This window comes from Lysinibacillus sp. LK3, assembly GCF_001043675.1.
Lineage (GTDB): Bacteria > Bacillota > Bacilli > Bacillales_A > Planococcaceae > Lysinibacillus > Lysinibacillus capsici.
Window position 1 is genome coordinate 93,704 of the sequence record NZ_LDUJ01000025.1, and the last position, 22,326, is coordinate 116,029.

Here is a 22,326-nt window from a genome sequence, read left to right on the forward strand (position 1 = left end):
GTTATTTTCACAAACATAAAAACAAGAGCCCCCTAGCATCTGACAAAACCTCAATAGCGACAAATTGAAAGGAGCAAAGAAAGGGAAATCTCATCCCAAAATCTTTGCTCCTATTTCTACTGTTATTTACTTGACTTTATTGGTAGTTCCATCATTTCATTGTCATTCAATATTGTTTGATTCAAAGTTGTCCAGTAATACACGCACTTCATCCGTTGATTTTGTGTTCATCAATTGACTTCTTAATTCACCAGCTCCTCTGAATCCTTTGACATAAATTTTGAAGAAGCGATGAAGTCCTGTGATGGAACGTGGTAGTTCTTCCGCGTATTGATCTTGAAGATCGAGCTGCAGTCTTAAAAGATTAAGATACTCTTTACTGCTATGCTCTTTTGGCTCTTTTTCAAAAGCAAAAGGATTTTTAAAAATACCTCGTCCAATCATCACGCCATCAATCCCGTATTGTTCAGCTAGTTGGAGTCCCGTTTGACGGTCAGGAATATCTCCATTGATCGTCAGTAGCGTATTAGGTGCAATACGGTCACGAAGTTTTTTGATTTCCGGAATAAGCTCCCAATGCGCATCTACTAGGCTCATTTCCTTTCTTGTTCGTAGATGAATCGAAAGGTTCGCAATATCCTGCTTTAATATATGCGTTAGCCAATCCTCCCACTCATTTACATCCTTGTAGCCAAGCCGTGTTTTCACGCTAACAGGCAGTCCGCCCGCTTTTGCTGCTTGAATTAATTCTGCGGCCACATCTGGTCGGAGAATAAGGCCACTCCCCTTCCCTCTTGATGCTACATTCGGTACAGGGCAGCCCATGTTAATATCAATGCCTTTAAAACCTAGCTCTGCCATCCCAATACTCATTTCACGGAAATATTCGGGATTATCTCCCCAAATATGTGCCACCATTGGCTGCTCATCTTCTGTAAAGAGCAAACGACCGTGCACACTTTTCTTTCCCTCTGGATGACAGTAGCTATCCGAATTTGTAAACTCAGTAAAAAACACATCTGGTCGACCTGCTTCACTTACAACGTGACGAAAAACAACATCCGTTACATCTTCCATCGGTGCAAGCACAAAAAAAGGCCGTGGTAAATCGCGCCAAAAATTATCTATCATGTTAATTCCAAATCCTCTCACTATGGACATATTGATATATTTACCTCATTACCTAATAGAGGTAGAAGCATTATTTATCAAGAGCTAATGTAAAAATCAACAATGTTTATTTTAACGAAAATCAGTCCTAAATGGTATTTTAACAAACAAAAAAGTAGATGGTATAGATTATTTCTACCTCATCTACTTTTATTATACCTAATTTTCATTTCTATATTTTTTCGAATGGATCCATTTGTGAGGTGGATTTAAACAAAATAGATAATATGACTGCAATACTATCGGGTGGAACTCAAATATTTACTTTCTATATTTGAGTTCTGCCGTTATCTTCTTGCATCTGTTTATTATACTGTACCTCTGGTTTCTCTGGTTTTTTCGACCAATAGGTAGCGAGAATCGGACCAGAAATATTATGCCAAACAGCCCCAAGTACACTAGGTAGGGCCGCTAAGGGACCGAAGTGGGCAGTGGCTAACGCTACACCCAGACCAGAGTTCTGCATTCCAACTTCAATTGAAATAGCTCTTCGATTGCTTTCATCAAGGCCTAATACACGGGCTGTTATATAACCAAATAACAATCCGAATGCGTTATGAAGCACTACAGCTGCAAAAATAATGGAGCCTGCCGAAGCGATGGTATCGACATTACCAGCAACAACAGCAGATACAATAATCATAATAGCAACTACTGAAATAAGAGGAATCACATTAATACTTTTTTCTACGATTTGAGGAACAACTCTTCTGATAATAATCCCTAGGATAATAGGGATAATAATTACTTGAATAATTGAAGTAAACATTGCTATTGGATCAACTGGCATCCATTTACCTGCAAGTAATAATAGGATGATTGGTGTGGCAATTGGAGCTAATAATGTCGAAAAGGATGTCATTGTGATGGACAAAGGTACATTTCCTTTAGCTAAATACACCATGACGTTTGAAGCAGTTCCACCAGGTACAGATCCAAGAAGGACTAGCCCTGCAGCTAATTCTGCTGGCAAGTTCATTATATAAGCAATTAAAAAAGCGGAAAGTGGCATGATAACATATTGAGCACATACACCAATAATGACTGGTACTGGATTCGTGATAACCAATTTAAAATCAACTGCTTTTAACGTCAGACCCATGCCAAACATAACAATGCCTAGCAAAATCGTGATATACCCGCCAAATATTAAAAAGGGTTCTGGAGCTATAAAGGCAATAACAGCAATACAAATAACCCATATAGCAAAGTATTTTCCAGCAATCGTACTAATCGCTTCTAAAATTTTCATATTTCCACTCCCTATATTTTTATTTTCAATATTTTATTCGGATTGAAAAGTGTGTCAGGGTCAAGTGCTTGTTTAATCTTTTCCATCACTAGAAGTGCTTTACCGTGTTCTTTCTCTTGATATTTCTGCTTACCAATGCCCACACCATGTTCTCCTGTGCAAGTTCCTCCTCGTTCCAGTGCATACATCACAATCAACTCATTTAATTCATCAGCTTTCTTTATTTCCTTTGGATCATTCATATCAATCATTAATAGTACATGGAAATTTCCATCACCAACATGTCCAACAACCCCACCTGTAAGCGCTAACATATCAAGTGCTTCTCTTGCATGTTCAATAGCACCTGCTAACTCGGATATCGGTAAGCAAACATCGGTTACCATTAGTTTTTTTCCTGGATGTCCATGGACATAGGCGTAAGCTAAATTATGGCGAGCTTCCCATAATTGATTTCGGGCTGCATTATCCATCTCAAATTCAATATTTTTGCAATTATGAGCCGCTACAATCTCTTTCATAAATTCTACATCCTGCCTTAAGCCAGCCTCATTTCCCTCAAATTCCAAAAATAAGGTTGGTTGTTCTTCATAAGCTGTTTGACTATACAAGTTCACTTGTTTCATTGAAGGTTCATCTACAAGTTCAACTCTTGCAATGGGAATTGCCGCTTGTAGAATACTCACAACTCCTTCCACAGCATCATTCACTGTTTCGAAGGACGCTCTAGCAGCCATGACACATTCAGGAATACCATAAACTCTTAACGTCAACTCAGTAAAACAACCAAGTGTTCCCTCTGACCCAACAAAGAGACCGTTTAAATGATAGCCCGATGAAGATTTCTCTGCTAAATTCCCTGTATGAATCACTGTTCCATCTGACAGAACAACCTCTAAATCTCGAACTTGATCGCGCATAGTACCATATTTAACAGATGTTGTCCCACTAGCATTTGTTGCGGCCATTCCTCCAATTGTCGCATCTGCTCCTGGGTCTACGGAGAAAAATAATCCATATTTCTTCAACTCTTTATTCAATTGAGAACGTGTCACCCCTGGTTGAACTTTCACAAGAAAGTCCTTCTCTCTAACTTCTACTATTCTGTTCATGAGTGAAAAATCAATTGTTATCCCATGATTATAAGGAATCACATGTCCTTCTAAGCTTGTTCCTCTTCCAAATGGCACTATTGGTACTTTGTATTGATTTGCTATGTTCATTATCTTACTTACTTCTTCTGTCTTTGTCGGAAATACCACAATATCGGGTAGACAGGCACTATGATAGGATTCATCACTGCTATGCTGTTCTAAAATCGTTTGATTGATTGTCACTTCAATTTCTGGAAGAACACTTCGTAGGGCCATCACTAATTCTTCATTTGTAGTAATCATTTTTTCCTTCCCCTTTTGCTCTCATAGTATTTGGATGGTTTAATTAATAATTTTATATGTCATACCAATTTTCTATATTCTTAAAATTGGTCCAACCTTTTTACATTGTACTAAATATTCAGAAAATATCAACTATTATTTTTTTTCGTAAATTGATAAACATGCTGTATTTCTGTATGATTAAAGCGTTTATAGTACTATGTATTTAAGGTGGTGAGATAGGTAATGCCTCAACCAAAGAAAAAAGCGTATCAAGTAATTGTTGATCAAATAAAGGAATATTTTTTAAATGGTGAATTACAGCCTGGGGATAAACTCCCGACAGAAAGAGAATTAGCGAGTCGTTTTAATGTCAGTCGAACATCGGTAAGAGAGGCACTTCGAAAGCTTGAAATAAAGGGATTTATTGAAATTAAACAAGGCAGTGGTAGCTTTATTAAAACAGCAGAGTCTCATACTTTAGGTGAAGAACTTTCCTCTACAGTTATTAATACTGAAAAAAAATTAATTTATGAAATGTTGGAGCTTCGCCAAGCACTTGAAGTGGAGTGTGCCTTTTTAGCTTCACGACGAGCTACTTCTGTAGACTTAGAACGAATTAGCCAAGCATTAGACATGATGGATCAAGGTAAAAATGATGTAGAATTAGGAATTCAAGCAGACCTAAGTTTCCATCTTAATATTGTTCTCGCCTCACATAATTCAATATTTTTACAATTGTTTCAAACCCTTAGTGAGCATATGCAAGACACAATCCGAGCTACCCGCAGACAACGCTTGGAAGATCCAGAACGAACGCAAGAAACCATCGATGAACATAAAAAAATTTACTTAGCCATTGCTTCTGGAGATGCGAACCAAGCTAAGCAACTCATGGAAAACCATATCACGCAAATAAGACGAGAATTGACAGAGTCTCTTTTAAGTCATATTGGAGAAAAAAACAATTAAAACTAGAGATTCACAATTATATATAGTTTATAAGTGATGAGATGTTCTGAAAGGTTTTTGTCAGTGGGAATTGGCTCAATTAGTGAATGTTTCAGATGGATGAAATTACATCGAAAAAAACTCGGATTCTATTTGATCGAATCCGAGTTTTTATTGATTTTAACTGAATTCCGTCCTAAAACGGTAATTTTTATATTGTATAGATGAGTTTAGTAATGTGTTACACATTTAACTTAAGCCATGCCACGGCTTCACAATGTGTGGAGTGCGGGAACATATCCACTGGCTGGATTTCCTGTGTGTGATAGCCGCCATCCTCTAAAATGCGAAGATCGCGTGCTAGTGTGGCTGGGTTACAGGATACGTAGACCACTCGTTTTGGTCGTTGCTCTAGAATAGTAGTTAGCAGTGCTTCATCGCAGCCTTTGCGCGGTGGATCAACTACTAGTACGTCTGCTTCCTTGCCTTCTTTATACCATCTTGGGATAACTTCCTCTGCTGGGCCTGCCTCAAAATAAGTATTTGTAAAACCATTAAGCAGTGCGTTGCGTTTGGCATCTTCAATCGCTTGTGGGACAATTTCCACACCCATGACAGCCTTTGCTTTTTGAGCAAGGAATAAAGAAATCGTACCAATTCCACAATACGCATCAATGACACGTTCATCTCCCTGTAAGTCAGCATAATCTAGTGCTTGCTTGTAGAGGACCTCTGTTTGCTCTGGGTTGACTTGATAGAAAGAACGAGCAGAGATTTCAAAACGTACATTACCGATAGTATCAATAATAACGTCTTTACCCCAAAGGTTGATTGTGTCATCACCAAAAATAACATTGGTTTTCTCACTATTCACATTTTGCATAATTGATGTAACGTTTGGCACTAGCTTTTGGATTACTGCAATAGCTGCCTCTTTTTGTGGGAACTTTTTCTTTTTCGTTACAAGGACAACCATGACTTCTCCTGTTGCTCGTGCTTTACGGATAACGACATGACGCAACATGCCTTCATGTGTATGCTCATTGTAAGAGCGAACACCTAACGTTGCTAATTCCTTTTTCAAGCCTGCAAGAATAGCATCTGCTTCTCCTGTTTGAATTAAACAGCGATCCATATCCACAATGCTATGCGTTTTTGTTTTATAAAAGCCTGCAATCGCTTGTCCAGCTTCATTTTCAGAGAAAGGAATTTGTGCTTTATTACGGTAGTGCCAAGGTTCTTTCATACCTTTTACTGGGTGAACAGGTGCATGAATTTTACCAATCCGCTGCATCACATTGCGCACCATATTTTCTTTCCATTTTAGCTGCCCCTCATAGGATAAATGCTGTAATTGACAGCCGCCACACTGCTTGAAGTAATCACATGGAGCTTCAACACGGTCTGGAGATGGCTTGATAATATCTATTACCTTTGCAAAGCCATAGTTTTTTAATGTTTTTAACACATGGATTTCAGCCGTTTCGTTTGGCAGTGCGCCTTGTATGAATAGTGGATAACCTTCAACCTTTGCGACACCATTGCCATCATGCGTTAGATCTTCTATATAAACTGAAAGTCGTTCATTTTTTTTCACGGGTGCTGACATTCGTACATCCTCCATTTCAATCTCCTTATTGTAGCATGTGTTGGCGAATGAAAAAAGAACAAGACTTGGCTGTTGCGCGTCTCTGCTAATTAACTTGAAAAAAGAGTCGCTATTCGCGACTCTTTTCCTGCTCTTTTGTAATATGATAATCCCTTGGTGCCCACCAAAATGCACACAAGATCCCAAGAATGACGACAATAAAAGGTGCATAAAAAATTAAAAAACTTTGCATATGTGCTTTCCTCCTATGCGTGATTGTCTTCTTTTCCTGTCACATATTTTTTATTGAATAAAAATAGTTTCATCAATAAATAAAGTGAAGGAAGAAGAAGACACAGTCCTAAAATAAATGCGATAACTAAAGCGATCGCCATTTGTGTGCTTGTAAAGCTATCGTAAATGGTTAAATACGGATACAGTAGGTATGGATATTGAGCAATTCCATAAGCAAAGAAGGCTACGGCAAATTGAGCAATCAGGAGCCCAACTGCAAGTCCGTACTTTTTACGCATGGCAATGAGTACGACTGTGACAATAAATAAGACAGCTGAAATCGCAAACATCCACCATAAATTTACCATATGACTGTAGCTCTCTGGGTTGATGGATTTCATTTCATACATAATGCCAAGCGCACTAATCATTAGCGGTGCTGCCCACACAAGAGCATATTTTCTCATTAGTTTCGTTGCTTCGCTATCATTTGCTTTATGCGCGTACCATGTTAAAAATACGGCTGAAATATACAATACCGCAGCGATACTTAGTACCACAATGCTCCAAGCAAATGGACTTGTATATAAAGTCCAGTAGTTCAGCACAGGCTGCCCATCAATTACATCAACATAGCCTCCACCAGCAATGGCAAAGACAACGGATAAAGAAGCGGGAATTAATAAACCTGCTACACCATATGTCAGTGTATATCCGATATGGCCTCGTGTACCATACGATTCAAAGGCATAGTAGGAGCCTCGAATTGCCAATAGTACAAGCGAAATACTAACGGGCACAAGTAAAATCGTTCCGTAATAAAAAGCGGTTTGCGGGAAAAAACCTACGATTCCTACAAAGAAGAATACTAAAAAGACATTGGTAACTTCCCAAACAGGCGATAAATAACGTTTAATAATATTTGTTAAAATATGATTTTTTCCAATAAGTAGGCTGTATGCATTAAAGAAGCCAGCACCAAAATCGATTGATGCGACTATGACATAGCCAAATAGGAATATCCATAATACTGAAATACCTAAAATCTCTAACGTCATAGGATGTCACCGCCTTTTTCAGAGTGGCGATCTTCAATCTCGCGTTCGATTGGGTTCTTTTTAAACATTCTTACCAATACGACAATACTTCCCACTGCTAATACTGCATAGACTCCTGCGAATAAAAGCAGCATTAAATCCACATGGTCGCTCGTCGTAGCTCCCTCAGGTGTACGCATTAGTCCATAAAGTATCCATGGTTGACGTCCAACTTCGGCAAGCCACCAACCTGCTTCAATCGCGATAATTGATAGTGGTCCTCCCGCTACGATAATCCATCTATACCATCGTGAATGAATAAACTGCCAGCCCCGTGCTTTCCCTACAACATAAAGTAATGAAACTAGCATCATAAACATACCAATGGAAACCATGATATCAAAGAGATAGTGAATATAGAGTGGTGGTAGATCCTCTTCCTCAAATTGATCTAAGCCGATTACCTCTGCATTAGGATTAAAATGTGCAAGAATGCTTAAAGCATACGGAATTTTGATAGCATATTTAACTTCTTCTCCATCTAAGACACCAAATAATACAAGAGACGCCTTACCTTCTGTTTCAAAATGCCATTCTGCTGCTGCTAGTTTTTCGGGTTGATATTCAGCTAAGTATTTTCCTGAAAAATCTCCAATCACAGCGGCTGCTATGGAGAAAATCAAGCCAATTTTCATTAGTAAAAGTAGTGATTTTTTATGGTATACATGCTTCGAGCCTTTTAACATTCTAAATCCTGCAATAGCTGCTAGCACAAATGCCGATGTCATGTACGCTGTCACTAGTACATGTGCAACCTTCGTTGGCATGGCGGGGTTAAACATTGCAAGAAAAGGTTGAATATTAACAAGTTCTCCGTCTACGATATCAAATCCTCTTGGTGCGTTCATAAAAGCATTAACGATTGTGATAAAGACTGCCGACATCGATGCTCCGACAGCAACAGGGATTAACAGAAGCATATGCTTTTTCTGACTATCAAAGCGATCCCAAGTATATAAATAGATGCCCAAGAATATCGCCTCAAAGAAAAATGCAAACGTTTCCATAAAAAGTGGTAACGCAATTGTTTGACCAGCGAGTTGCATAAAATTAGGCCACAATAATGATAGTTGTAAGCCGATTGCGGTTCCAGTTACCACACCGACTGCTACAGTAATGACAAAACCACGGGCCCAACGTCTTGCCATTAAGATATAATGTTCATCATTCTTTTTATACCCAGTCCATTGAGCAATCATAATCATTAACGGGACACCCACACCAATTGTTGCATAAATAATATGGAACGATAATGTTAACTCCGTTAATGCTCGGCTCCAATAGACCGCTGATTCATTAATCATCTCATTGCCCCCTTAACTTCCAAATATTCTTCCAAGAATAGAAAGTAGCATAATGATTGCAACACCAAAGCTTAGCCATATAAGCTTCTTTTCTTGTGACTTATACAAAGGCAACACTTCCTTTCCCTTATCCATACCCTCATTTTCCACTATTCCAACGAAAAAAACCTTAATAACGGACCGAAACTTCAGTCTATTATTAAGGTTTCAAATTTTGTTCAAGTAATATACGCACATTTGCCAAACATTTTTCTAATTTCATTCACATTCTTACTTCTAAAGCTTAGTTTATGGGATTTAGCCAGTTTTATTCTAATGATGGAATTTTAATTTGGAGCGGCCTCTCCTTCTTTGAGAGCACTTCAAGCAATCAAAAAATACAAAATAAAGCTCATCCACAATAAAATCGGATGAGCTTTTCGGGTTCATTAAATACGGTCTTCCTCTCGAATATCTGCGAGTGGAACAAAGATTTCGATGTGACGCTTTAGGTTTTCAAATGTAGCAGGAGCGTCTCCGCCATATTCGCCATCGAGGTTAAGGTGGACCTCATTTTCTGTAGTAACTTTGACAACGCTAGCTTTTTTGTAGATGACACGATCATCATTTAAATGTTCGCCTCTTAGTGCCATGGCTGCTAGTTGAATAAATTCAGGAAGACTTACCTTCTTTAGCACTATTAAAGTAAAGTAACCATCATTAATGCTTGCATCAGGAGCTAGTTTTTCAAAGCCTCCTACTGAATTCGTTAACCCACATAGGAACATCATAGCGTCGCCATCAAATACTTCGCCATCATATTCAATTCGCATATGTGAGGCTTTGATGGATGGAATCATCTCAACTGCCTTTACATAATAGGCTAACTGACCAAGCATTGTTTTCATTTTGCTTGGTACTTCGTATGTTAGCTCTGTAATACGTCCGCCAGCAGCAATATTGATGAAATAGCGTTCGCCATTTAAGAGACCAACATCCACTGGCAATGTGTCGCCTTGAATAATAATGTCTACTGCCTCTTCAATATTTCGAGGGATATGCACGGCACGGGCAAAATCATTTGTAGTGCCCATTGGAATTAGACCAACTTTCGGACGGTTTTCAAATGGACTTACACCTGAAACAACTTCATTTAATGTGCCATCTCCACCAACTGCGATGATGATATCAAAACCGCGTTCTACCGCATTTTTTGCTGCAAGCGTTGCATCGCCTTCACATGTTGTTGCGTGACAGGATGTCTCATAGCCTGCTACCTCTAGTTTTTCCAACACCTCTGGTAGATGTTTCTTAAACACTTCGCGTCCAGATGTAGGATTATAAATGATTCTTGCTCGTTTCATAACATACCTTCCTGCTTCATAAGATTCTACTTCATTCAACGATTTGTACGTTGAAATGTTGCAATACTCTTGTTATTTTTGTAATGCTTCTGTTACTTGCTTCTTAAAGTCCTCATAAACAAATGTCCAATATGTTTGATTGGAGATATTTTCTTCACGAATTTCTGCATAAAGAGCCTTTTGTGCCTCTTCAAATGTTGGATCTTCTTTATCTGGTAAGCTTGCTCGTTTCGTTACGACGAACTCTTGTAATTCTGGTGCGCGTGGTCCCCATTTTCCAATCACTTCTCCAGCATCATCTAATAATAGATAAACTGGAATTGCACGACCACCGTTTGTTAAATAACGATCAATTAGTTCTGTATCAGCATCACGGAAAACGGTACGCATATCTAATCCTGCCGCTTCAGCAATACGGCGAATAATTGGATTATTTAACATTGCGTCTCCGCACCAATCCTCTGTAATCGTTAAAATTTTAGGTTGTTTTTCCTTTAATAACTCAATAAAATCATCGTTTGTTGGTACTTCAAAGCCATCATAAATACGAAAGCTTTCTTCTTTTAACGTCGTCATGTTCTCCATATATTGCTGTATTGATATAGCTTCATTAAAATACTGTTGTTCTGTTTTCATTGGCTCGTCCCCCTTATTACTGTCTATTCTATATTTTGCTATGAATACTCTTTTTAAACAACTATTAAGTTTCGCAAAATGCAAATTTGTTACATTTTTGAAAATTAATAGCCGAGGGAGCAATGAAGCTCTCTCGGCTATTATGTTACAACGAGTATTATCGTTTGGCAATTTCTTGTTGTAATAATTTATTAACCATTGGTGGGTTAGCTTGACCTTTTGTTGCCTTCATAATTTGACCAACTAAGAAGCCAATCGCACGGTCTTTACCATTTTTGAAGTCCTCGATAGATTGAGCATTGTTATCTAAAACTTCTGTTACGATTGCTAGTAATGCACCTTCATCAGAAATTTGCACTAAGCCTTTTGCTTTCACAATATCCTGTGCAGAACCGCCATTTTCTACCAATTCAGCAAATACTTTTTTACCGATCTTAGAAGAAATTGTACCGTCTGTGATTAATTTCACCATTTCAGCAAGGTTTTCTGGTGTTAATGCAGTATCTTTTAGATCTTTTTGCTCTGCGTTTAAATAAGCAGAAACATCTCCCATTAACCAGTTAGCAGAAAGCTTAGCATCTGCCCCATTTGCTACCATTGCCTCAAAGAAGTCTGAGATCTCTTTAGAGATAACAAGAACTCCAGCATCATAAGGTGTTAAGCCTAGTTCTTCAACATAGCGTTTTTTACGAGCATCTGGAAGCTCAGGAATTTCAGATTTCACACGCTCTAACCATGCATCATCAATTGAAAGACGAACTAAGTCTGGCTCTGGGAAGTAACGGTAATCGTCTGTTCCCTCTTTAACACGCATTAAAATTGTTTTACCTGTTTTTTCATCAAAACGACGTGTTTCTTGCTCAATCACGCCACCAGATAATAATACATCTGCTTGACGTAATTCTTCATGTTCTAAACCACGACGAACATAGTTGAAGGAGTTCAGGTTTTTAAGCTCTGTTTTTGTACCAAATTCTTCTTGACCATAAGGGCGAATAGAAATATTGGCATCACAACGTAATGAGCCTTCTTCCATCTTACAATCAGATACATCAGTATATTGAATAATCGATTTTAATTTTTCGAGATATGCATATGCTTCGTTTGGTGTACGAATATCTGGCTCAGAAACGATTTCAACAAGCGGTGTTCCTTGACGGTTAAAGTCAACTAGTGAATGGTCACCAGCATGTGAAAGTTTACCAGCATCTTCTTCCATATGAAGACGTGTGATACCGATACGTTTTGTATAGCCGTCTACTTCAATATCAATCCAACCATTTTTACCGATTGGTTTATCGAATTGTGAAATTTGATAAGCTTTCGGATTATCTGGATAGAAGTAGTTTTTACGGTCAAACTTTGTTTCTTGCTCGATCTCCATATTGAGTGCAAGTGCTGCACGCATAGCGAAATCTACTACATTTTTGTTCAGGACTGGTAGGACCCCAGGATAGCCTAAATCGATTACTGTTGTATTTGTATTTGGTTCAGCACCAAAGTGAGCTGGTGCTGGTGAGAAGATTTTTGAGTTAGTCTTCAACTCAACGTGTACTTCTAAACCAATGACTGTTTCAAAGTTCATGTTATTTTCCCTCCCACATTTGAGGAACTTCTTTATGGAACTCAGTTGCTTGTTCAAAAGCATGAGCCACACGGTAAATAGTTGCTTCATCGAAATATTTACCAATTATTTGTAAACCTAATGGTAGGCCGTTTTCAAAGCCACAAGGAATTGAAATCGCTGGTACACCTGCTAAGTTCATCGGGATTGTTAAAATATCGTTTGCATACATTGTCATTGGATCATCAACATTTTCACCAATCTTGAATGCTGGTGTTGGAGCTGTTGGTCCAATGATAACATCAAAGTCTTCAAATACTTTATCGTAGTCTGCTTTGATCAATGTACGTGCTTGTTGTGCTTTTTTGTAGTACGCATCATACGTACCTGCACTTAGTGAATAAGTACCTAGCATGATACGTCGTTTTACTTCATCACCAAAGCCTTGTGCACGTGTTTCTTTATAAAGGTCCATTAAATTTGTAACGTTTTCTGCACGGAAACCATAGCGGATACCATCGAAACGAGATAAGTTAGAAGACGCTTCAGATGAAGAAAGGATATAGTACGCAGCTAGTGCATATTTCGAGTGAGGAAGTGATACCTCTTCTACAGTAGCACCTAAGCCTTTTAATACCTCTAATGCCGCAAGCACTGATTGACGAGCTGCTTCACCAACTCCTTCACCAAGGAATTCTTTTGGCACAGCGATACGTAAGCCCTTAACATCACCAGTAAGAGCTGCAGCGTAATTTGGCACCTCAACATTCGCAGAAGTCGAATCATTTGGATCTAATCCAGCGATAGCTTCTAGTAATAGCGCATTATCTTCAACATTGCGTGTAATTGGTCCAATTTGATCTAGAGAAGATGCGAATGCAACGAGACCAAAACGAGATACACGACCATATGTAGGTTTCATCCCTACAACACCACAGTAAGCTGCAGGTTGACGGATTGAACCACCTGTATCTGATCCAAGAGAGAATGGTACTTCACCAGCTGCTACAGCTGCTGCAGATGCACCTGAAGAACCTCCTGGTACGTGGTTTAAGTTCCATGGATTTTTTGTTGTTTTATAGTATGAGTTTTCGTTTGAAGAACCCATTGCAAATTCATCCATGTTTAATTTACCAACTGTAATCATGCCAGCTTCACGTAGCTTGTTGACAACAGTTGCATCATAGATCGGCATAAAGCCTTCTAGAATTTTAGAGGCACATGTTGTTTCTAAGCCTTCTGTTACGATGTTGTCTTTCACACCGATCGGTAGACCGAATAATGGTCCACGCTTTTCAAATGGTACTTTATCCATTTCAGCAGCTTGAGCAGTTGCTTTTTCTTCGTTTGAAGCAAGGAATGCTTGTACATCGCCATCAAGCTTTGCAATACGCTCGTATGCTTCTTTCGTTAAGTCAGCGATAGATAAGTTACCCGCTTTAATTTCTGCTTGTAACTCCTTAGCTGAACGTTCAAATAGCGTCATGAGGAATCCTCCTATGTTTTAGTATTACATGATAGCTGGTACTTTTACTTGACCATCTTCTTGTTCTTTTACGTTTAACATCATTACTTCGCGGTCTAAACCTTTTACTGCTACGTCTTCACGCATTACATTCACTAATGGTAAAACGTGCGTTGTTGGTTCAACATTTGTTGTATCCAGTTCATTTAACTGCTCCGCAAAGTCTGTAATTTTACCAAGCTGTTCAGCAAATTTCTCTGCTTCTTCTTCTGTAATTGCAAGACGTGCTAAATTTGCCACGTGCTTTACTTCTTCTTTTGTTAATTTAGCCATTTTTCACACCTCCGAATACTTGTTCAATTCATTGTTTTTATTGATAACAATAGGGTTGAATAAAGTTAACCATGCCAATAATCATAACATTTTTCATTTTAAAAATCACAACTTTCACTAAAAATATAGAAACTTTCACTACTATAACAAAGTGTTGTCTCTATCATCCTGTTGAGTTCCTCTATTTCAATCCATTACCATAAAAAATATAGTCAACACAAAGGCTGACTATATTAATCATAGACATGCACGTAAGGGTCCTTGTCATTGGCCTTTTTGATGATTAATGCCTCAGGACCATTCACTGAAGTAACACTCACTTCCACATGAATATTATCAAATTGATTGATTAAAATCCCTGTTAAATATTGCGTAAATCCTATAATCTCTGCTTTGCCGAAAAATTGGATTGGGATTTCAATCGAAAGGTTTTGTATTTGTTTATTACGATAGAAACCAGTTCCGATCACACTTGTATAGTTAGAAAAATATTTATCAACATCTTGCTTGAAGTTCTTGAAGTTATTGTTGACATCTCGGTATACATCTTGTGAATCATCTGTTGGGAACAAGACGTAATTTTCATCTATACCTTCCCAATCAGCGATGCTGTTCTGCCCAGCTTTTGCTACACCATAGCTAAAGTATGTCCCTGGAATAATTTGATTACGGGCTTGCTGCTTAAACAGACCGACTACAATCGGTACATCCTTTAACTCTTCACGTGAACGTAAACGAGAAACGATTTCAGCAGCCATTTTTTTGCCCTGCTCAATAAGAGTAGACTCTGAAATTGGTTCCTCGTAATATTCGCCATACTGTTCTTTTTGATAGTAATAGATAGAATTTAAGGCAAGACCGATTGAAATCCCGCCTAGTTTCACTTTATTATCCTTCGTTTTTGTTAAGTAGTTTTGCTCTACAATATGGGATAAATAAACTGGAGCCTTTGTTGCTCGCTCCTCAGGTGTCATTGTGTCTGTTGTCGGTGGATTTAATCCATCCTCTGTTTGTGAACTACGAGCAAGCCAAGAGCTTACTGTACTTTCAGCTAAATATTGACCTTCTTGGAAGTAGTAGTTTTCTGTGTCGAACTCGTTTTGAGATAAACGCATTAAACCTGATTCAACTTCCTTCATATCATATTTCGTATAAATGTTAGATACCACTAGACCTCTACTTGCACTCTCTTTATAAGGGATAAGCGTCTTATAATAAGATTCATCAATTTGTATGCTTGGGATAATTGTTGTTTCAGCTTTTTCTTTCTGTTGCGTTTCCTGTGTAAGCTCTGTCTCCTTCTTGTCAGAAGGCACACAGCCGACTAGCATTGCAGCAGCTACGATTGCTGGAATGAGTCGAAAAGACTTCATTATTTAGTGCTCCTTTACTAATAGTCAATTTTAGGTCGACGAATCTACTCGACGCCTTGTTGTAACGGTTGTGCACTCAACATTGCCTCCTATTCATAAAAGGGAGGATATCATGCACTTATTAAATGAGGTTAAGTTGTTCAATTAAGTTATCTTCAGTCCAAACTTCGATACCCAATTGCTCAGCCTTTGTTAGTTTAGAGCCTGCATCCGCACCTGCGATCACTAGATCTGTTTTTTTGCTGACACTACCCGTGACTGTACCACCTAACTCTTCTATTTTCGCTTTTGCTTCGTTGCGTGTCAATTGCTCAAGTTTACCAGTTAAGACAATTGTTTTACCTGCAAAAGGACTATCACCTATCGCTACTTCTACTTTTTTACCTTTGTATGTCATATTCACGCCTGCTTCAGCAAGACGCTTAATGACTGCTCGTGCATCTTCATTTGAGAAATACTCCACTAACGATGAAGCCATTTTATCTCCAATTTCATAAATTGCCACAAGCTGCTCCTCTGTTGCAGCCATCACTGCTTCCATTGAACCAAATTCCTCTGATACGATTTTGGCTGCTTTTTCACCAACATGACGAATTCCTAGTCCAATTAATAAACGCTCCATCGAATTTTCCTTCGATGCTTGAATGGCATTTACTAAATTAGTTGCTGATTTTTCGCCCATACGCTCCAATTCCACAAGCTGCTCTACCGTTAAATGATACAGGTCAGAAACATCATGTATTAAATCTGCACGTAATAATTGCTCCACTACTTTATCCCCAAGACCGTCAATATTCATCGCGTTTCGAGAAACAAAATATTTTATGCTTTCTGCAATTTGCGCAAAGCAGGCAGGATTTACACAACGCAGGGCAACTTCGCCTTCAATCCGAATCAATTCACTATCACAAACAGGGCAATTTTTTGGCATGACAAAAGGGACTGAATCCTCAGGACGTTGTTCTATTAGCACACCCACAACTTGAGGAATAATGTCACCAGCTTTTCGAATAATAACTGTATCACCAAGACGAATATCCTTATCTCGAATTAAATCTTCATTGTGTAAAGAAGCACGTTGAACCGTCGTTCCCGCTACTTGTACGGGGGTTAAAATCGCTGTAGGAGTAACAACACCTGTACGACCTACTGTTAAATCAATATCAAGTAACGTTGTAACAACTTCCTCTGCGGGAAATTTATAGGCAATCGCCCAGCGTGGACTCTTTGCTGTATAACCTAGTTCATCTTGCTGAGCATAACGGTCAACTTTAATAACAATTCCGTCAATCTCGTAAGCTAATTTTGGACGATTTTCTGTCCAATGTTCTATAAAGGCCATTACCTCTTCAATAGTAGAGCATCGTTGGCGTTCTTTATTGGAAGGGAAGCCTAAGCCTTCTAAATAATCAAGCATTTCTGCATGACCGTCGATACCATATACTTCACCGTCTCCGCCAATGGCATAGATAAACGTTGATAATTGGCGACTGGCCGCAATTTTAGGGTCTAACTGACGTAATGAGCCAGCAGCAGCATTCCGTGGATTAGCAAACAACTCCTCACCATTGTCTGCACGTTGGGCATTTAAGTTTTCAAAGGATTTTTTTGGCATATACGCCTCACCACGTACTTCAATCGTAATAGGTTCCTTTAAACGAAGGGGAATCGCACGGATTGTCTTTAAATTGGCGGTAATATCTTCTCCTACCACACCATCTCCTCTTGTAGCCCCTTGTACAAACATGCCATTTTCATATTTTAATGAAATAGCTAAACCATCTATTTTCAGCTCACATACATATGAAAATTGATCTCCGATAGCCTGACGCACTTTACGATCGAATTCTCGTAAATCCGCTTCATGAAAAGCATTTGAAAGACTAAGCATTGGGTAATCATGCGTCACTTTTTTAAAACCCTCTACCACTGCTCCACCAACACGCTGCGTAGGAGAATCGGGGTAAATAAGGGATGGGTTCGCTTCTTCTAATGCAATCAGTTCCTGTAATAGCTGGTCATAGACACTATCTGCTACGACAGGTTTATCTAACACATAATAGGCATAACCATATTCATGCAGTAATTTATTTAACTCCGCTATACGCTGTTCTATTTCGTTCATTTACGTTCCTCCGCTTACGCTTTTTCAATCGGTGCAAATTGAGCAAGTAATCGCTTTATACCAATTGGTTGTGGGAATGCGATATCAAGCTCTGTACTATCACCTTCACCTTTTACACTAACAACCATACCTGTTCCCCATTTTTTATGAATCGCCTTATCTCCAGCCTTCCATCCAAATTGATCTCCCCCCGTTGCTTGTAAACGTGCTGTGGCAGGTTGTGTTTGCTGAATAGCACCCAGCGTACGCTTTTGATGGCCACCGGTTGAACGATTGTTAGTAGCAAATGGTACTGTTGATGTTGTCCCTGCCTTAGAAATTGACTCTGTAATATCTTGAGAAATTTCACCTAAAAATCGGGATGCATTATTAAAGCTTGAACGACCAAAAATCGTTCGGCTTTGGGCACATGTTAAATATAGACGTTCCTCAGCACGGGTCACACCTACGTACATAAGGCGGCGTTCCTCTTCCATTTCTTCTTGATCGTCTAGTGAGCGGGAATGTGGGAAGATGTTTTCCTCCATACCGATAATAAAGACAACTGGGAACTCTAAGCCTTTAGCTGCATGCATCGTCATTAAAATAATATTGCCTTTAGATGCATCCTCTTTGTCGAGTGCATCAATATCAGCTATAAGGGCTAAATCTGTTAAAAAGGCAATTAAGCTTTTATCATCACTGCGCTCTTCAAAAGCCTTTGTGACAGATAAAAACTCTTCAATATTTTCTAAACGGCTTTCTGCTTCAATTGTTTTTTCGTTTTGTAACATTGCTCGATAACCCGATTTATCAATAACTTGCTCCACAATTTCAGTGACAGATAGATATTCCTGCATTTGTGTAAAGCCTTTAATCATGGCATAAAATTGCTCAGCCGAATTTGCTGCTTTCCCTGATAATCCCATGAAAACAAGATCATTCATCGCATCAAAAATCGAACGATCCTGATCTATCGCATAACGTGCCATTTTTTCAAAGGAAGTTGCACCAATACTGCGCTTTGGCTCATTAATAATACGTGCTAGTGATAAATCATCATCATTATTAGCAATAAGTCGTAAATATGCTAGTAAGTCCTTTATCTCTTTTCGATCATAGAACTTTGTTCCGCCTACTATTTGATAGGCCATATTGGACTTAACAAGTACTTCCTCCATTACACGAGATTGAGCGTTTGTACGATATAAAATAGCAAAGTCATCAAATGAACGATTTTCTTTTTCAATTAACTGTTGAATCGTTTGTACAATAAATTGCGCTTCCTCCTGCTCGTTATAAGCTTTATATAGTGCAATCTTTTCACCTTCTGAATTTTCTGTGCGTAATTCTTTTGGGTAACGTGTTGTATTATTTTGAATGACGTCATTGGCTGCCTGTAGGATGCGTTTAGTTGAACGATAATTTTGCTCTAGCATAATCACCTTTGCAGTTGGATAATCCTTTTCGAAGGATAGGATATTCCCAATATCTGCACCACGCCAACGATAGATAGACTGATCGGAATCACCTACAACACAAATATTTTTAAATTTCTTTGCTAGTAACTGTACAAGTAAATACTGAGATTTATTGGTATCTTGATATTCATCGACATGAATATATTGAAATTTATTTTGATAATATTCAAGCACTTCAGGTACACGTTTAAACAACGTAATCGTCGTCATAATCAAATCATCAAAATCAAGGGATTGGTTGCGGCGTAATCTTTTCTCATAGCCTTTATAGACACGTGCAACTGTTTGTTCATAAGGATTCTTATCATTCATTTGGCCTGCGTAATCATCCACTGCTATACACTCGTTTTTTGCTGCACTAATAGCATTTAAAATTGCTCGTGGCTCAAAACGTTTTGGGTCAATATTTTCTTCCTTCATCACATTTTTGATGACTGAAAGCTGATCCGTAGAATCTAAAATAGAGAAATTGCGAGAAATGCCTAGATGATCGATATTACGACGTAAAATTCTTACACACATAGAGTGGAAAGTAGAAACCCACATACTATCGCCCGTACCATTACCAAGAATGCCATCAATACGTTCACGCATTTCTCGTGCTGCTTTATTTGTAAATGTAATCGCTAAAATTTTAGAAGGATATACTTCCTTTTCGATAACTAGGTAAGCAATACGATGTGTTAAAACTCGTGTTTTTCCTGACCCAGCACCTGCCATAATGAGTAATGGTCCTTCAGTTGTTTTAACTGCTCTTTCTTGTTCAGGATTCATGCCTGCTAGTAAATTTTTTGTTAACTGTTCCATTTCGCACCGCCTTACAAACATTTGTTCTAAAATTATAACGTATTTTTAACAGCCTTAACAGTCGCAAGTGCAGCTTTTAAATCTTCGTAAATAATATTTCCAACTACTACCGTATCTGCAACGCGTGCCATTTCCTCTGCTTGCTTTACAGATGTTATGCCACCACCGTAAAAGAGTTTAGTATGCTTCAGTTCGTTTTTCACAGCACTAACTACCTCTAGATTGCCATACATTCCACTGTACTCTAAATAAAAAACAGGCAGTTTAAAGAAATTCTCTGCCATGCGTGCATAAGCTACCACGTCATCAATCGTTAAATCTGTTTTCGCACCCGTTACATGGGCTACTTTACAATCAGGATTTAAAATACAATATCCTTCCGCTACTAATTCATCCCATACCATAATATCGCCGTATTCTTTAATAGCCTCATGATGTAAATTTTTAATCCATTTTGGATCATCACTATTTAATACCGTTGGGATGAAATAATAGTCGTAACCTGGTGTTATCGCATCGATCGTAGAAATTTCAAGTGCTATCGGCACCTCAAAACGACGCACTCGAACAAGTAAATCTAATACCCCATCCAACGTTACATTATCTGTTCCCCCAACTAAAATAACATCTGTCCCAGACTCGCAAATTTTTTCTAATGCTTCATCGGAAATGTCCTTCGCTGGATCTAGCTTGAACACATGTCTCCATTCTAAATAATCCATCTATGTTTACCACCTATCATTTTCTATCTATTCGTTTACAAGTATAGCTTATGATTCACGACAAAAAAATGAAAAAGACCGAGTAGAACTTCTACTCAGCCTTTTTTCTGACTATTCTTTTGGTGCTTGGAATGGTTTTTCATCTGGATACAAACGACCTAACATTTCATCATATGTATCATTCCCATAATCGAAGCAGCGACGCACGCGCGAAATAGTTGCAGTACTTGCCCCTGTTTCCTTTTTAATGGATTCGTAGGTTTTCTTTAATCGTAATAAATGTGCAACCTCAAAGCGTTGTGCCAACGATTGAATTTCACTAATCGTACATAAATCATCAAAAAACTTATAGCATTCCTCGATGTCCTTCAACTCTAACACTGCTTTAAATAATTGATCTGTTTGATGCCCCCGAATTTTTTCGATTTGCATACAATTTTCCTCCCTTTAAGGCTGCGTTTTCACCATTGCTTGTAACCCTGGCGAAGATGGTACGAAATGAACCCACGACTTTCCTGGTACAAGCTTTACAGGATCCCCTGTTTGCTCTACAGCCATTGGTATTCCATTAACATTAGCCCATTTGACTTCCCTCAAATAGCCATTTTGAAATACATACGCATTTCCACCAGACGTTAAATCAATTGCTTGGCGACCAATATCATCAATTGTTTGGTGATCCATTTCGAAAAATAGAACATTTGCTAATGACACTGTTTCGCCTGTTAACATATCTTTTGTGTCCACGCTAGCCGATTGTCGTTCATAGTGATTCGTTTGATGATTATACACATACGCGTTATGGAAATCTTCATTATTTCCGTAATAAATGTCAACTTGACTTGTTTCAATACCTATTTTACCACGTTCATCTGGTTCATAAAAAGCCTGAAGTACTTTTTCACTGTAATTCATTGAAGCGCCTACCATTTCAGCACCTTTTAGAATGTTTTCTGATGTAATATAGGAATTGTGTGGCGCAACGCGGTCGTTAGAACGTTTAAACAGAATACCATCATAAGCCATACCGTTGATATTGTCGACGATACGATGATCAAGCATTGTTTTCGCCTCTGGACTATAGCCATGTGCTACATAAAAGGCATCAAATCCCTTGGCCATATCGATAAAATAAGAGCGTGCACTACGAACTGGCCCAATATTTTCAGGCAGTTCACTTTGGTATACTGCTAAAAAGCGTGTCACATTACCTTCTGCAAGCATTTCATAAATGATATCCGCCGCAGCTAAGCCTGTTTGTGGACGTGCCGCTGGATGATTATTAATGGTTACGATAATTGGTCGCTGTGTAATTTCTTCTTGTACAGCCTCCCCAGTAAGTGGTGCAACAAATGCTGGTTGTTGCACAGGCTCCTCCACTACTGCTTCTTCCTCTACAATTGGTTCATCATCCTCTTTGACTTTTGGTGTATCCTTTGAACATCCCCCGATTACCAAAGCACTAAATGCAAAAGCAATCCATAATTTTTTCGATTTGAACACAAGCATATCTCTCCTTTGAACAA

Annotated in this window: 19 protein-coding genes; 1 reads left to right on the forward strand and 18 read right to left on the reverse strand. The window is 38.6% G+C overall.

Annotated elements, in window-relative coordinates:
• Window positions 1–162 precede the first annotated feature (162 nt).
• The 3 genes from VK91_RS18305 to VK91_RS18315 all read right to left on the reverse strand — a co-directional run bounded on the left by VK91_RS18305 (window position 163) and on the right by VK91_RS18315 (window position 3,819).
• The gene (locus tag VK91_RS18305; RefSeq protein ID WP_048394862.1) at window positions 163–1,131 is read right to left on the reverse strand and encodes a tRNA-dihydrouridine synthase; all 969 of its coding nucleotides are present in this window, start codon (window positions 1,129–1,131) and stop codon (window positions 163–165) included.
• A gap of 307 nt (window positions 1,132–1,438) precedes the next feature.
• Window positions 1,439–2,422, reverse strand: coding sequence for a bile acid:sodium symporter family protein (locus VK91_RS18310; protein WP_048394864.1), 984 nt, complete (start codon window positions 2,420–2,422; stop codon window positions 1,439–1,441).
• A gap of 11 nt (window positions 2,423–2,433) precedes the next feature.
• A complete protein-coding gene (locus VK91_RS18315) occupies window positions 2,434–3,819 on the reverse strand; it encodes an FAD-binding oxidoreductase (RefSeq protein ID WP_048394866.1) in 1,386 nt (461 codons plus the stop codon).
• A 225-nt stretch (window positions 3,820–4,044) separates the two neighbouring features.
• On the opposite strand from VK91_RS18315, the gene VK91_RS18320 reads away from it, so the two are divergent.
• On the forward strand, window positions 4,045–4,770 hold the full coding sequence (locus tag VK91_RS18320) for a FadR/GntR family transcriptional regulator (protein ID WP_048394868.1): 726 nt from the start codon (window positions 4,045–4,047) through the stop codon (window positions 4,768–4,770).
• Between the two features lie 220 nt (window positions 4,771–4,990).
• Here VK91_RS18320 and rlmD read toward each other — a convergent pair whose 3' ends face one another.
• From rlmD to VK91_RS18390, 15 genes are all read right to left on the reverse strand, one after another.
• On the reverse strand, window positions 4,991–6,358 hold the full coding sequence (rlmD, locus tag VK91_RS18325) for a 23S rRNA (uracil(1939)-C(5))-methyltransferase RlmD (protein WP_048394906.1): 1,368 nt from the start codon (window positions 6,356–6,358) through the stop codon (window positions 4,991–4,993).
• A gap of 109 nt (window positions 6,359–6,467) precedes the next feature.
• Entirely contained in the window at window positions 6,468–6,590 is a 123-nt protein-coding gene (locus VK91_RS23260; RefSeq protein ID WP_004225690.1) for a hypothetical protein, read from the reverse strand.
• 13 nt (window positions 6,591–6,603) lie between these two features.
• Window positions 6,604–7,629 carry a cytochrome d ubiquinol oxidase subunit II gene (locus tag VK91_RS18330; RefSeq protein WP_004225693.1) on the reverse strand — a complete coding sequence of 342 codons (1,026 nt, stop codon included), beginning with the start codon at window positions 7,627–7,629 and terminating at the stop codon, window positions 6,604–6,606.
• A complete protein-coding gene (locus VK91_RS18335; RefSeq protein WP_048394871.1) occupies window positions 7,626–8,972 on the reverse strand; it encodes a cytochrome ubiquinol oxidase subunit I in 1,347 nt (448 codons plus the stop codon). The genes VK91_RS18330 and VK91_RS18335 overlap by 4 nt, the downstream gene beginning before the upstream one ends.
• A gap of 428 nt (window positions 8,973–9,400) precedes the next feature.
• Window positions 9,401–10,315 carry a diacylglycerol kinase gene (locus VK91_RS18340; protein ID WP_004225701.1) on the reverse strand — a complete coding sequence of 305 codons (915 nt, stop codon included), beginning with the start codon at window positions 10,313–10,315 and terminating at the stop codon, window positions 9,401–9,403.
• A gap of 72 nt (window positions 10,316–10,387) precedes the next feature.
• Complete coding sequence (locus tag VK91_RS18345; RefSeq protein WP_048394872.1) at window positions 10,388–10,951, reverse strand: thioredoxin family protein; 564 nt, start codon at window positions 10,949–10,951, stop codon at window positions 10,388–10,390.
• A gap of 157 nt (window positions 10,952–11,108) precedes the next feature.
• Complete coding sequence (gene gatB, locus VK91_RS18350) at window positions 11,109–12,536, reverse strand: Asp-tRNA(Asn)/Glu-tRNA(Gln) amidotransferase subunit GatB (protein WP_048394874.1); 1,428 nt, start codon at window positions 12,534–12,536, stop codon at window positions 11,109–11,111.
• Window position 12,537: 1 nt separating this feature from the next.
• Complete coding sequence (gene gatA, locus VK91_RS18355) at window positions 12,538–14,001, reverse strand: Asp-tRNA(Asn)/Glu-tRNA(Gln) amidotransferase subunit GatA (protein ID WP_004225706.1); 1,464 nt, start codon at window positions 13,999–14,001, stop codon at window positions 12,538–12,540.
• 24 nt (window positions 14,002–14,025) lie between these two features.
• Window positions 14,026–14,313 (reverse strand): Asp-tRNA(Asn)/Glu-tRNA(Gln) amidotransferase subunit GatC, encoded by a 288-nt coding sequence (gatC, locus tag VK91_RS18360; protein ID WP_004225708.1) that lies wholly within the window; start codon window positions 14,311–14,313, stop codon window positions 14,026–14,028.
• Between the two features lie 233 nt (window positions 14,314–14,546).
• On the reverse strand, window positions 14,547–15,686 hold the full coding sequence (locus tag VK91_RS18365; protein ID WP_048394876.1) for a CamS family sex pheromone protein: 1,140 nt from the start codon (window positions 15,684–15,686) through the stop codon (window positions 14,547–14,549).
• Between the two features lie 121 nt (window positions 15,687–15,807).
• Window positions 15,808–17,811, reverse strand: coding sequence for an NAD-dependent DNA ligase LigA (ligA, locus tag VK91_RS18370; protein ID WP_048394879.1), 2,004 nt, complete (start codon window positions 17,809–17,811; stop codon window positions 15,808–15,810).
• Window positions 17,812–17,825: 14 nt separating this feature from the next.
• Window positions 17,826–20,078 (reverse strand): DNA helicase PcrA, encoded by a 2,253-nt coding sequence (gene pcrA, locus VK91_RS18375; RefSeq protein ID WP_048394881.1) that lies wholly within the window; start codon window positions 20,076–20,078, stop codon window positions 17,826–17,828.
• Between the two features lie 32 nt (window positions 20,079–20,110).
• On the reverse strand, window positions 20,111–20,800 hold the full coding sequence (locus VK91_RS18380; RefSeq protein ID WP_048394883.1) for a heptaprenylglyceryl phosphate synthase: 690 nt from the start codon (window positions 20,798–20,800) through the stop codon (window positions 20,111–20,113).
• A 111-nt stretch (window positions 20,801–20,911) separates the two neighbouring features.
• On the reverse strand, window positions 20,912–21,232 hold the full coding sequence (locus VK91_RS18385; RefSeq protein WP_004225717.1) for a YerC/YecD family TrpR-related protein: 321 nt from the start codon (window positions 21,230–21,232) through the stop codon (window positions 20,912–20,914).
• 15 nt (window positions 21,233–21,247) lie between these two features.
• Entirely contained in the window at window positions 21,248–22,303 is a 1,056-nt protein-coding gene (locus tag VK91_RS18390; protein WP_048394885.1) for a DUF3048 domain-containing protein, read from the reverse strand.
• Window positions 22,304–22,326: the final 23 nt, after the last annotated feature.